The sequence below is a fragment of the Paenibacillus sp. FSL M8-0142 genome, assembly GCF_038597315.1.
Lineage (GTDB): Bacteria > Bacillota > Bacilli > Paenibacillales > Paenibacillaceae > Paenibacillus_AQ > Paenibacillus_AQ lactis.
The window spans coordinates 4,702,325-4,714,965 of record NZ_CP152008.1; the positions used below are offsets into that span (position 1 = coordinate 4,702,325).

Here is a 12,641-nt window from a genome sequence, read left to right on the forward strand (position 1 = left end):
AACAGTTACCACCTTTCATCGCATATTAGGATTTCCAGCTAGTTCAAGCACCACTTTTTTAGCAACACCTCCTTTCTAAAAGTTGTGAAAAAGCAGCCGCGCATGCAACTGCTTTTTCACTCCATCATTTACTTCGTCGATTGAAACCATTCATTGGCTGCGGCCACCATATCGGCTCCGCCTTCCGCTCTCCACTGCGCGAGGAATTGATCGTAGGCATCAATCGGCTTCGCTCCCGAAATGAATTGCAGCACATTGTCATCCAGCAGCGTCGTCAGCTTCAGCAGGTTTTTCGATACCGCCTCGATCGGCGGCGCCGTCGACATCGGATCCACAACGATCAAGCCCTCGGCGTTTTTCTGGAAGGTTTCGAAATGCGCTTGAAGGATCGGATCTTTGCGGACGCGCGCCTGCCAATAGATTGGGTATTTCTCTTCGTCCACCCCGGTCAGGAAGGCGCTGGCATTGTTCAGCTCGTCATTGAATTTAGGCAGGATCGGGAAATATTTGTCGTCCTTCACTTCATGGTGCACGCCTTCCTCGCCGATCGCGATGCCCTTGAACGTCTCCGGCTCCAGCTTGGCATTCAGGAAATCCATCGCAGCTTCTTTATTCTTCGACGATTTCAGAATCGCGATATACCAGGTTGTATTGGCTTTCGCGCCGACAACCGCTTTACCGTCCTTCCCTTTCAAGTAAGGGATGATGGTCGTTTTCGCCTCTGGGAAGTTTTTCTCCAGCGCGGCAATCGTCGTTCCGGCATTCCACCAGGCAAGCTTATACATCGCCGCATTGCCACCGGAAAACTTCTCGATCGATTTCTGAGCTGTATTAATCGGCGTTTCAGTATCCAGCAGACCTTCTTTATACAATTTGTTCATGTAGGTAATGTATTCCTTCATTTCAGGAAGCTCGGCACGGTGCATCAGCTTGCCGTCCACTTCCTTCCAATCGGTCAATATCCCGAAGGTCGTGGCGATATCGCCGTAGATCGAGTCTTTGCTCATCGTGAGCGGAATAACATTTTTCTTCTCTTTAATCGTCTTTAGTACCGTATAGAGCTCATCGGTGTTGGTCGGAACGGACAGTCCCAGCTCATCCAGCCAATCCTGACGCACGACGAGCTCCTCTCCAATGCTTACCCCTGAGCCTGTTTCAGGAATACCAAAGATCTTCCCATCGATGGTTGCGCTTCCAAAAGACTCTGGTTTGATCGATTGCTTAATATAATTGCCGTGGGACTCCAGCAGCTCGTCAATCGGCTCCAATGCTCCGGCAGATGCCAGGTTATAGAACTGGGCAGCGTTCAGCTTCACCAGATCGTAATTGTCTTTGCTCGATACGAGCAGGTTCAGCTTCTCATCCGCGTTCTCGGCCGGAAGCAGCTCATACTCCACCTTGTAGCCGGTTCGCTCCTCGATATATTTCGCTACATACTCGGTCTTCGGGTCAAACAGTCCGTACTGCATGATCATGCGCAGTCCCGGCTTATCGCCCCCTTGAGTTCCTTTATCGCCGCCGTTCTCCGCAGGAGTCGTGGCCGGCGGATCGGACGGTGTCGCCGACGGCGTGTTCGTCCCCGTACCGCCTCCCCCACCGCAGGCGGACAATGCTAGCGTAAAGCCGAGAATCGCGGTAAGCACAGCGGATTTTTTCTTCTTAATCATGGATAACCCTCCTTGTAATTGAGTACTCAACAGGTCCAGCACCAGAGCAAGTTGAAGCATCACCACCTTTACGGTCCTAGGAATCGGCCTCTTCCTGAAGGCGTTCTTTTCCTGACATGGCTTGTCGTCCGAGCGTCGACGCTGATCATCGTGCAGCAATCATCCATTCCCCGGAGTAACTCTTTTTTGATGACATTCTTTTCTGAAATCACCCTTTTACCGAACCGACCAGCACACCCTTCACGAAGTACTTTTGCAGGAAAGGATATACGAGCAAAATCGGAATCGTCGCGAGCAGAATCGAAGAGGCTTGAATGGACTGCGGGGTCGTATTTATCGCCGCATCCACGTTATCCTTCAGAAAATCCCCGCTGGAGGATACCAACAGTTCCTTCAAATACAGCTGCATCGGCTTCAGTCCCGGATCGGTGATATAAATCATCGCCGCGAAGTAATCGTTCCAGAAAGCGACCGCGAAGAACAATCCAATCGTTGCCATAACCGGCAGGGACAGCGGCAGGATAACGGAGACCAATATCCGGATATTGCCCGCGCCGTCCAGTTTGGCCGATTCCTCCAGCGAGTCCGGCAGCCCTTCGAAATAGTTTTTGATAATCAACATGTTGTACACATTCACCATCGCTGGCAGGAACAAGACCGGGAACGTATTGACCAGGTTCAAGTTCTGCATCAAGAGGTACGTCGGAATGAGACCGCCGCTGAACAGCATCGTGAACACGAACATCAAGAGCAGCCATTTCCGTCCGCGCAGCCGGTATTTGGATAGCGGGTAAGCCGTAATCGTCGTCAGCAGCAGGCTGCAGGCCGTTCCGACGATGGTCAGCAGGATCGAATTTTTCAGCGAGTTCAAAAACAACGAATCCTGCAGCACATATTTATACGTTTCAAACTGAACGCCGACCGGCAGCAAGCCCACCTTGCCTGAAATGACGGCCCCTTCGCTGCTCAGCGATTTGGCGATCAGGTTCACGAACGGCAGCAGTGTCGTCAATCCCATCACGATGAAAAAGACGTAGTTGAAGACGTTGAAGCATTTTTCCGACAGAGACATCTTAATGACGCCCCGGGTGGTGTTGGTTCCTTCCAGTGCTTGTTTATGATCCATTTCATGCCACCCTTTCTTTACCAAATCCCGCGCTGCAAGTATTTTCGGCTCATCGCGTTCCCGACGATCACGAGCGTGAAGGAGATCACCGCTTCAAACAGCCCGACCGCTGTGGAGAAGCTGTAATCCTGGTTGCCGAGACCCATCCGGTAAACGTAGGTTCCGATGACATCGGATACCTGATACACGACCGGGTTGTACATGACGAGAATCTGCTCGGTTCCGGCCTCCAGCACGTTGCCAAGGCGGAGGATGAACATCAGGATAATGATCGGCGCGATGCCGGGCAGCGTGATATGCCAAAGCTGCTTCCATCTTCCGGCTCCATCGATTTTGGCCGCTTCGTACAGCATCGGATCAATCATGGTGAAGGCAGCCAGATAGACGATCGTGCTCCAGCCCGTTTCCTTCCAGCCCGCCGACGTAATGAGCACGCTCCGAAATACGCTGTTGTCCAAGAAAAAGGCGATCGGCTCCATGCCCATGCTGACCAGCAATTTATTTACGATCCCGCCATTCGTCGAGAGCAAATCGATGAACAATCCGCCAACGATAACCCAGGACAAAAAGTGCGGAAGGTAGATCACGGTCTGCACCGTGCGCTTAAACATCATATTCCTCAGCTCATTCAGCATCAGGGCGATGATGATGGGGAGGGGGAACAGGATGACGATTTTCAGGAAGCTGATAATGACCGTATTTTTGAATACCTGGGCAAAATCCGGCGACGTAAACAGCTTCTCGAAGTGCTTCCATCCCACCCACGGGCTGTCGGCAAATCCTGTGAATATGTTGAAATCTTTAAATGCGATCGTAATGCCGTACATCGGCGTGTACTTGAACAGCAGCAGGAACAAAATGCCCGGCACAAGCAGCAAATAAAGATCCCACTCTTTCCAAATATCGGTCCCCAGCTTGCCCCAGTACCCTCTTCTCTGTTTGGACTGGATGCGCGGCGCTGCGGAACCGTCCGGCGTCTTCGTTGGTTCGATTGCGGGTTTCATGTCATCGTCTCCCCCTTTCTGTGTCTTTCAATCTCCTTGGTTATTTCACATTGTAATTCCGGGCGGAGGGACTGAGTAGGCGAGGATCATTACTATTTATGGTAATCTGATGTTGTGTTCAGCAGGGGGGAGTGTAATGATCGTGTGAGGTCATTGGATGTGACGAGGGAAAGGCATCACTTTCATGCGGATGATGCTTACTGAGGGGAATCAACACTTCGCATGCGGATGCTGCTTCCGATCGCTGTTGTGCCTGGATTTCTTGAACTCATATTTCCAATGTAGAAATCCAGGCACAAAGGCGAACACTTCGTTTCTACAGCACCATTCCGCCTGCTCCGTTGAAGCTTTCTCCTAGCGCGGATGCCTGTCGTTGATTCGCTGGTGGAATCCCCGCCCCCCTGCTGGTTGGGGGGAGGGGAAAAGCGACTCAGGTTTCACGTCCTGAGCGGCTTCTTAGGTGGGGAATATTCGGGTGGTGCTTCATCACTACGCATGTGGATGGTCCTTCGGATAGTGAGAGTAAATCAGCACTTCGCTTGCGGATGGCCCTTCGGATAGTGAGAGTAAATCAGCACTTCGCTTGCGGATGGCCCTTCGGATAGTGAGAGTAAATCAACACTTCGCATGCGGATGCTGCTTCCGATCGCTGTTGTGCCTGGATTTCTTGAACTCATATTTCTAATGGGAGAAATCCGGGCACAAAGGCGAACACTTCGTTTCTACAGCACCATTCCGCCTGCTCCGTTGAAGCTTTGTCCTTGTGGGGATGCCTGTGGTTGATTCGCTGGTATTCCCTCCTCCCCCTGCTGGTTGGGGGAGGGGAAAAGCGACTCAGGTTTCACGTCCTGAGCGGCTTCTTAGGTAGGGAATATTCGGGTAGTGCTTCATCACTACGCATGTGGATGGTCCTTCGGATAGTGAGAGTAAATCAGCACTACGCTTGCGGATGGCCCTTCCGATCGCTGTTGTGCCTGGATTTCTTGAACTCATATTTCCAATGTAGAAATCCAGGTACAAAGGCGAACACTTTCGTTTCTACAGCACCATTCCGCCTGCTCCGTTGAAGCTTTCTCCTAGCGCGGATGCCTGTCGTTGATTCGCTGGTGAAGCCCCTCCCCCCTGCTGGTTGGGGGGAGGGGGAGAGCCGCTCAGGTTTTACGCCTTGAGCGGCTCTTGGTTGGAGTGGTTAAGCCCTCATAGCAATCGGAGGGGAGCGCTTAACCATTACGGTTAACAATTTGTACAACATTTTCTTCAGTGTTTTTCACAAAAGGATGCTCCTTAATCCTTACCTATTCGAACTACTGCGAATGAAAGAGAAAAACTATCATTGGGTGTGATTTATTTGGTATGATATGTAACTGAACGGAGGTGATTTCACTTGGAAACAACAGCACAGGAAGTCGCCGAGTGGATGGTAAAAGAAATTCGATTCACCGGAACGTTGCGCCAGGAGGACGCGATCGCGTACGTAAAGGAGCACTTCGGGGAACAGTTCGTTTTTGTTAACGAAAACGGAAACCCATCCTTATCGAAAGACGTGAAAAAAGCGTTCCGCAAGCTGCACGGCGGTCGGATCGCTTGGGATCGGGACGGCTTTTTATGGGCTTGGACGTAACATATTGTGTAATGAACCGGTGAAGGACTTCTCCTGCCGGTTTTTTATTTTACCTGCCAACACAATGCACACGTAAAAACCGCTCAGGTAAATCACGCCCCGAGCGGTTTAATTGTTCAGCAGCAGGCCCTGCTGCGCTACGCCTTCCCCCCTTCCCCCACCACCAAGGTGGGGAGGAAGGCCTCCTCGATTGCAACAGCCCATCGGAGCGAACGAATCGATTCCGGAAAAGCGGCAGCGGTCGCCTTTGGGGCTGAATTTCTCCCGCGCTCACTAATAGTTCCAGGAAATTCAGCCACAACAGCGATTGGAGGAACGATACGTACGCGGAGCAACTAACAAGTTCAGCAGCAGGCCCTGCTGCGCTACGCCTTCTCCCCTCCCCCACCACCAAGGTGGGGAGGAGGGCCACCTCGATTGCAACAGCGCCTTTGGGGCTGAATTTCTCCCGCATCTCACTAATAATTCCAGGAAATTCAGCCACAACAGCGATTGGAGGAACGATACGTACGAGGAGCAACTAACAAGTTCAGCAGCAGGCCCTGCTGCGCTACGCCTTCTCCCCTCCCCCACCACCAAGGTGGGGAGGAGGGCCACCTCGATTGAACCAGCCCAGCGGAGCGGACGAATCGATTCCGGAAAAGCGGCAGCGGGCGCCTTTGGGGCTGAATTTCTCCCGCGCTCACTAATAATTCCTGGAAATTCAGCCACAACAGCGATTGGAGGAACGATACGTACGCGGAGCAACTAACAAGTTCAGCAGCAGGCCCTGCTGCGCTACGCCTTCTCCCCTCCCCCACCACCAAGGTGGGGAGGAGGGCCACCTCGATTGCACCAGCCCAGCGGAGCGGACGAATCGATTCCGGAAAAGCGGCAGCGGGCGCCTTTGGGGCTGAATTTCTCCCGCGCTCATTAATAATTCCAGGAAATTCAGCCACAACAGCGATTGGAGGAACGATACGTACGCGGAGCAACTAACAAGTTCAGCAGCAGGCCCTGCTGCGCTACGCCTTCTCCCCTCCCCCACCACCAAGGTGGGGAGGAGGGCCACCTCGATTGCACCAGCCCAGCGGAGCGGACGAATCGATTCCGGAAAAGCGGCAGCGGGCGCCTTTGGGGCTGAATTTCTCCCGCACTCACTAATAATTCCAAGAAATTCAGCCACAACAGCGATTGGAGGAACGATACGTACGCGGAGCGGACCTTTTTCATCTATGCAACATCCAGCGATTAAGCAGCCATACGTACGCGGAGCGGACTTTAAGCTGCGATACGCACGCGGAGCAGACGCTTTAAGCATTAAAGCAATCCTCCCCACATTGCCCTACCCCTTGAATTCCCCCGGATTAACCCCCCAATACTTACGAAACACCTTGGTAAAATAACTGACATCCCGGTACCCGACCAGACGCGCGCAGTCGTACACCTTCGCCCCTTCCTGCAGCAGGGATTTGGCCCGCTCCATTTTGCGCTCGAGGACATAGGTCGAGAAGGCCACGCCCATCTCCTGCTTAAACAGGCGGCTCAAATACGAAGAGTTGACATACAGCCGGTCAGCCACCATATGCAGGGTGATATCCTGATCCATCTCGGCCTCCACCAGGTTCAAGATGTCCTTTACGACCTGGTGGCTGGTCGATTTTCGCTGCTCGCTCATGAACGCGGTGATATGCTTGACGGTTCGCTCCAGGAGCGACCAGGTTTGCATTTTGGTACTGAGCAGCTTGACGTTTTGGAAGAAGACGATATCGTCGCCCACCACCTTTTTGACCGTCCAGCCCTGCTTTTGGATGAGCCGGGTAAAGAAGCTGTTCATATAGAGGACTGCTTCATGGAAGTCGTCGGAGGATTCCGGCTTTGTAAATAGGTCGTCCCACAATTCCTTCAGGGCCTCCATCGCCTTCTCCACATCCGCCGTGTCCAGCGCGATTTCAAGCGACTTCTCCAGGTTCGGCTGTACGATGACCCCCTGCCCCTGACCGTCGTCCGGCCGCGGCTCCCGGTACGGGATGGCCAGGTCATGGCCGTACACCACCCGCTCCTGCAGCGCCCGGCAGGCCTGCGCATATAGCAGCCCCATATCATCAAGCTCGCCGGTGGCGGCGCTAATGCCGGCGCTTGCGGTCAGCTTAAGCACCTCCTTCGTCGAGGACAGAAGCCTCGATACCTCCGCGTTGATGCGCAGCATGGCGTCCTTCACGTCCTGCTGCGCGTCCACGACGAACACGAGCAGCAGCATATTGCTCGAGTCGGTGGTGATCCAGCAGGAAGGATCCGTAAGCAGCTCCTTGGCCAGGCACAGCATCGTGAACTGCAGCAGCTCCATATCGCCCGGCTTAAAGCGGGTCTCTTCTTCGGAAAGGGGATCGAGATCGACGACGGCAACGGCGATCCGGTCCTGCTCCCGCAGCGGAATGTAGAGCTCCCGGCTCCGTTTCAGGACATCCTCCTTCGTGTATTTCCCGCCGACCCATTGAATGAAGAACAGGTTTTGCAGATGCGGGAGGTTATCCTTCCACTTTTGTTCGAGGGCCGCCTTGCGCTGCCACTGCTCCAGGTCGCTGCGAAGGGAGCGTCTTGCCTCCAGCACCGCCTCCAAGATCTCCTCCTCGCCGGCAGGCTTCAGCAAATATTTGGACACCCCGTACTCCAGCGCAAGCTGAGCAAATTCGAAGTTATCGTGTCCGCTCAAAATAATCAGCTTGGTCAAGCTGCCAATCTCCCGCCGCTCCTTCAGCTCCCGGAGCAGCGTCAGCCCATCCATCTCGGGCATTTGCACATCGATCAGCATGATATCCGGCTTCTTCCTGCCGGTCAGCTCTAGCGCCTCCAGCCCGTTCGCGGCCAATCCAACGACTTCAATGTCATGCTTCTCCCAAGGGATATTATGCGCCAGCGCGTTGCGCAGCCTTGGCTCATCCTCTACGATGATAAGATTCATTGCTTATGTCCTCTCCTTTTCGGGCATTGCTCTCCCCAACATGTCATCCCTGCAGCGGTCCAATGGAATGGCGATCGTCGCGCTCGTACCCTCGCCTCGTACGCTCGCAACCGATAATTCCGCCTCCTTCCCGTAATACAGCTTCATCCGGCTCAGCACGTTGCGCAAACCGAATAAATCCTTCACATGCTCCTCATCCTGCGAGGAGGCGGGCACGCTGCGCATGCCCATCTTCTCCAACTCATGCTGGATGTAACGCAGACGATCCGGTTCGATCCCCGGACCATTATCATCCACCCGGATCATCACGGTCTGGCCCTTCTCAATCCAGCTGGAGACGACGACGCTTCCCCCCGATGTTTTGCCTTCCATGCCGTGAATAATCGCATTCTCCACCAGGGGCTGCAGCAGCAGCTTCAGGATCGGCACCTGCTTGCTGTCCTCGGAGATCCGGTATTCGACCGTAAAATTATCCATGAAGCGAAGCTGCTGAATCCGCAAATAGTAATGCAGATGCTCGATGCTTTCCTCCATGGTGAACACCTCGCGGCCCTTGTTGAGGCTTAGGCGGAAGAACTTCGACAGATTCATCACCATTTCGCTGATTTCGTCCGCGTCATAGTTTTTGGCCATCCAATAGATCGAGTCGAGCGTATTGTACAAAAAGTGCGGGTTGATCTGGGACTGCAAAAACTTGAGCTCGGTTGTCGTTAACCGCAGCTGCTGCTCGTAGTGATCCTCAATCAGATGCTTCTGAACCAGCGCCATTTTGTTGAAGGACTGTATCAGAAATCCGAACTCATCCTTCCGTTTCGTATCCACATGAATATTGAGCTCTCCGCTGCTAAGGCGCTTCATCCCCCGCGAAAGCTTCAGCACCGGGGAAGCGATGCCGCTGTAAACAACCCAGGAGATGATGATCGCAAGCAGGATGCTCAGCCCGATGATCGCCACGGTGAACAACCGCAGCTGGTCCGTCTCCTTGTACAGCTCGCTCTTCGGCTGCACCAAGGCGAGGCGCCAGTTGGAATATTCGGAATCGATCGTAACGGTCATGTCCTTCTCGGCGATATCCCGGCTTCGTGCTCTCCCGGTCTCCACCACGACTTCGCCTCGCTCATTCAGCAGAGAAATCCTGCTGTTCTCGGAAGGCAGCAGCGTTTTGATAATGTTGAGCAGCTTGCTTTTATTGAAGGATACGACGAGTAGATTCGACTTGCGCTCGCCGTTGTACAGATCCATCGCCCGGATGAGGGAGACGCTGTCGGAGTTGGTCATTTGGCCGAAGGTGACCCCCTCCGTCACCGGGAACTCGGACATGACGTAGGAAATCCCGGTCCCATTGCGTCTCGCCGCCTCCACGAGCCATTCCTGCTGCCGCTCGCCCGCCAGCTTTTTCCCTCCGTAATGCGTGCTGATAAACATGTTGGAGGCTTGGTGATATACCGCGATATGGGATACATACCGGTTCACGGATACCAAATAAGACAGCTGCTTCAGAATGTCGGAGAAATCGACGATGGACTGGGGCGAAAAGTCCATGCTGTTCTTGTTCAGCATTTCATTCATTGTCGGATCGGCGGCAATCAGTGTCGAAATTTCCTCCACGTTCTGCAGCGCCAAATCGAAATGATTCATCGCGGAGGACAGCGCCATTTCGGTCCGTTCCACCGCCTGCTCATACAGAATGTCCCTTGACCGTTCGATCGCAAAGAGGCTGATGATGACAAGCGGAAGCAATATCAGCAAAAAATAACCGGTCAGCCGGGCTTGAATATTTTGCGAGAACCGGTCCCGGATCCAGCGAATCATCGCGATCATCCGATTCGCCTCCTTTGACCGGGCCTGTTACTTTTGTTTCGCATACCACTCGTTCACTTCCTTCGTAATTTCATCTCCTCCTTGCTCTTTCCACTGCTTCACGTACTCGTCGAATGCGTCGAGCGGCTCCAAGCCCATGATGATCTTCGTGAACACGTCTTCCATCGTGCCCAGCTTCTTGCTGTATTTGCCCATGGCCGGCGTAGGTACCCCGTAGAAGGCACTTGGCATAATATTCGGGGTGATCCGCTGCAAATTGTCATAGAGATTGAAATCGCCGAGCGAATCCAGCCGTTCCTTGAACAGCAGCTCGTCAGGCACATCTACAAGCGATTGATAAATCCCCCTGTACAAATGCTCGTCATGCAGGGCAAAATCGGTCACAATCTTGCCATCCTGCCACCACCAGATTTCGTTCTCGAAGCCAAGCTTCAGCGTTTTGTAGTTTTCAGCAATGAAATCCAGAAGCTGAATAACTTCAGCCGCATGCTTTGATTCCGCCGGGATGACGTTATATCCGCGAATAATATCCTTGCCGTATACCCCTTTCTGACCTCCCGGCCCGATCGGATATTCTAGCGGAATCCATTCCGCGTTCGGATCCTTTTTCATATTGGCTGCGATCGGTCCCCGGGTATCGTACCATGTCGCCGAGAACAGACCGACCTGGCCGTCTTCGATTTTTTCGAACAAATTGTTTTGCAGATTGAGGGGGAACTCCCGGTCCAGAAGGTTCTCCCTGTACAGCTTGGCGAAAAATGCAAGCGCTTCCTTTGTTTCTGGCAGCGTACTGCCGTACACCAACTGTCCGTCTCGTTCGAACCAGGTATCATTCAGCTGCGTCCCGAACGCGCCGAAGAAGGGAGAGGACCTGCCCAGATCAGAAGTAAAGATGAGTCCGATCGTATCCTGAATGCCATTGCCGTCCGGATCGTCCTGGGCGAAGGCACGGATCACCTCGTAATATTCGTCCAGCGTCTCGGGCGGCTCTAGGCCGAGACGCTCGAGCCAATCCTTTCTGGCGTACATCAGCTCTACCCCTGTCACTTCGTTCAGGCTCGGAATCGCATAGATTTTGCCGCCGTATTTTACCCGTTCCCATACCTCGGCCGGAATTTTCTCCTTGAGATGGGGACCGTACTTGTCGATCAGCTCATCCAGCGGCATGAACGCCCCCTGCTTGACATAGTTGTCAAACCATACCGGCTCATAGGTGTGGAGCATATCCGGCAGATTGCCGGAGGACATAATGACATCGAGCTTTTCGTTGTACACTTCCGTCGGCGGGGTATTGACTTGGATATCCAGCCCGGTGTTCTGCTCGATGTAATTCAAATAGCGGTTGTCGTTCTCGTCCATCCCGGCCGGAAACGTCATGCCAAGATTGGAAATGACGATGTTGATCGTCTTCGCCTTCGGGTTTCCCGAAGGCTGCTCCTTTTTAGCTCCGCCCGTATCCATGCAGCCGGTGACGAGAAGGATCAGAACGACTAGTACAGGAAGCCACAGAACATTACCAGCAAACAGCCTTGGATCGTTATCCTTGCCGCGTTGAATCCCATTCTTACAAGCCTTGTTAATCGGCATAGGTTCTTGTCACTCCCTTCATCTCGTAAACTAATACTACTATATAACGATTTTTTTGTGAGTAAGATCGTTATTTTTTTGCAGCGGCCTTTTTCGTTTCTTTGGAAGGATGATCGTCGGACAAAAAACAGGTAACCCCAAGCTTATTGGTTAGCCTGATCTATGAAAAAGCCGTTCCTGACGATACGCAAGTCGTATCGTCAGGAACGGCAATCGAGGGTATCAAATAAAAACGTCCAACCTGAAAGAACCTGAAAACAAGCCAAATAGCCAGGACCGCCTTGATATTTGGACCCTGGCTATTTTTACAAGCCGTTCTAGAAGCTTACCGGCCCTTCTCCGACAGAACATCGAAAGTGAGCAAGCTTCCTTATTTTCTTTCGTCCTCGCTCCCGGGCTGCTCCAGCAGCGGGAGATGATCAGCGGACTGATCCTCGCCGACTTGAATCACCTCGAAAGTCTTGCCGCAGTGAGAGCAGAACTTGGCGTTAATAGGCGAGTTGTTCCCGCAGCTTCGGCATACTTTTTCATCCGTAAGATTCGCAATCTGCAGCTGATTTTGCTCGATTTCGAATTTCAGCTCTTGGATTTTGGCCACATAGCTTTGGATGCTCTCCCGGTCGGGGGGCCACTGTCCCGCTTCGGCAACCCCATATACGACCTTGCCGATTTCAAGAAGCTGCTCATTGATATCGCTCTTCTTGCCGCTGTTCTGCAGCTTTAATTTATTCACTTCGACTAAAATCTTCGCTTTGTTTCCGGCATCGGACACGCCGGCCTTGAATTTATCGAAAAAACTCAAGCGAACGATCCCCTCCTTTCACCAATATTCCATCCATTGTATTATAGCTTATCTCCGCTATGCCGTTTCATG

8 protein-coding genes are annotated in these 12,641 nt (G+C 52.9%); 1 reads left to right on the plus strand and 7 read right to left on the minus strand.

Going from position 1 to position 12,641, the window contains the following annotated elements; translation table 11 throughout:
* Positions 1-128 precede the first annotated feature (128 nt).
* From NSQ46_RS21690 to NSQ46_RS21700, 3 genes are all read right to left on the minus strand, one after another.
* On the minus strand, positions 129-1,667 hold the full coding sequence (locus NSQ46_RS21690; RefSeq protein WP_007129314.1) for an extracellular solute-binding protein: 1,539 nt from the start codon (positions 1,665-1,667) through the stop codon (positions 129-131).
* A 208-nt stretch (positions 1,668-1,875) separates the two neighbouring features.
* Positions 1,876-2,793, minus strand: a complete 918-nt coding sequence (locus NSQ46_RS21695) for a carbohydrate ABC transporter permease (protein ID WP_007129313.1) — start codon at positions 2,791-2,793, stop codon at positions 1,876-1,878.
* Between the two features lie 17 nt (positions 2,794-2,810).
* Positions 2,811-3,797, minus strand: a complete 987-nt coding sequence (locus NSQ46_RS21700) for an ABC transporter permease subunit (RefSeq protein ID WP_077564828.1) — start codon at positions 3,795-3,797, stop codon at positions 2,811-2,813.
* A 1,384-nt stretch (positions 3,798-5,181) separates the two neighbouring features.
* Between NSQ46_RS21700 and NSQ46_RS21705 the strand changes: the two genes are divergently transcribed.
* Positions 5,182-5,418: a hypothetical protein gene (locus tag NSQ46_RS21705; RefSeq protein WP_007129311.1), complete on the plus strand. Its 237-nt coding sequence runs from the start codon at positions 5,182-5,184 to the stop codon at positions 5,416-5,418.
* Positions 5,419-6,742: 1,324 nt separating this feature from the next.
* On the opposite strand, the gene NSQ46_RS21710 is transcribed toward NSQ46_RS21705, so the two are convergent.
* The 4 genes from NSQ46_RS21710 to NSQ46_RS21725 form a co-directional block, all read right to left on the minus strand.
* Positions 6,743-8,359, minus strand: coding sequence for a response regulator (locus tag NSQ46_RS21710; RefSeq protein WP_210095611.1), 1,617 nt, complete (start codon positions 8,357-8,359; stop codon positions 6,743-6,745).
* 3 nt (positions 8,360-8,362) lie between these two features.
* Positions 8,363-10,180, minus strand: coding sequence for a sensor histidine kinase (locus tag NSQ46_RS21715; protein WP_028407089.1), 1,818 nt, complete (start codon positions 10,178-10,180; stop codon positions 8,363-8,365).
* Between the two features lie 27 nt (positions 10,181-10,207).
* Positions 10,208-11,767 carry an extracellular solute-binding protein gene (locus NSQ46_RS21720; RefSeq protein WP_210095610.1) on the minus strand — a complete coding sequence of 520 codons (1,560 nt, stop codon included), beginning with the start codon at positions 11,765-11,767 and terminating at the stop codon, positions 10,208-10,210.
* 370 nt (positions 11,768-12,137) lie between these two features.
* Positions 12,138-12,569, minus strand: a complete 432-nt coding sequence (locus tag NSQ46_RS21725; protein ID WP_007129307.1) for a zinc ribbon domain-containing protein — start codon at positions 12,567-12,569, stop codon at positions 12,138-12,140.
* Between the last annotated feature and the right edge of the window lie 72 nt (positions 12,570-12,641).

What these genes read in the sequence shown, in the direction of transcription:
- NSQ46_RS21695 (WP_007129313.1), bottom strand. Translation starts at nt 2,793, where the DNA reads ATGGATCATAAACAAGCACTGGAAGGAACCAACACCACCCGGGGCGTC.
- NSQ46_RS21710 (WP_210095611.1), bottom strand. Translation starts at nt 8,359, where the DNA reads ATGAATCTTATCATCGTAGAGGATGAGCCAAGGCTGCGCAACGCGCTG.
- NSQ46_RS21700 (WP_077564828.1), bottom strand. Translation starts at nt 3,797, where the DNA reads ATGAAACCCGCAATCGAACCAACGAAGACGCCGGACGGTTCCGCAGCG.
- NSQ46_RS21715 (WP_028407089.1), bottom strand. Translation starts at nt 10,180, where the DNA reads ATGATCGCGATGATTCGCTGGATCCGGGACCGGTTCTCGCAAAATATT.
- NSQ46_RS21690 (WP_007129314.1), bottom strand. Translation starts at nt 1,667, where the DNA reads ATGATTAAGAAGAAAAAATCCGCTGTGCTTACCGCGATTCTCGGCTTT.
- NSQ46_RS21720 (WP_210095610.1), bottom strand. Translation starts at nt 11,767, where the DNA reads ATGCCGATTAACAAGGCTTGTAAGAATGGGATTCAACGCGGCAAGGAT.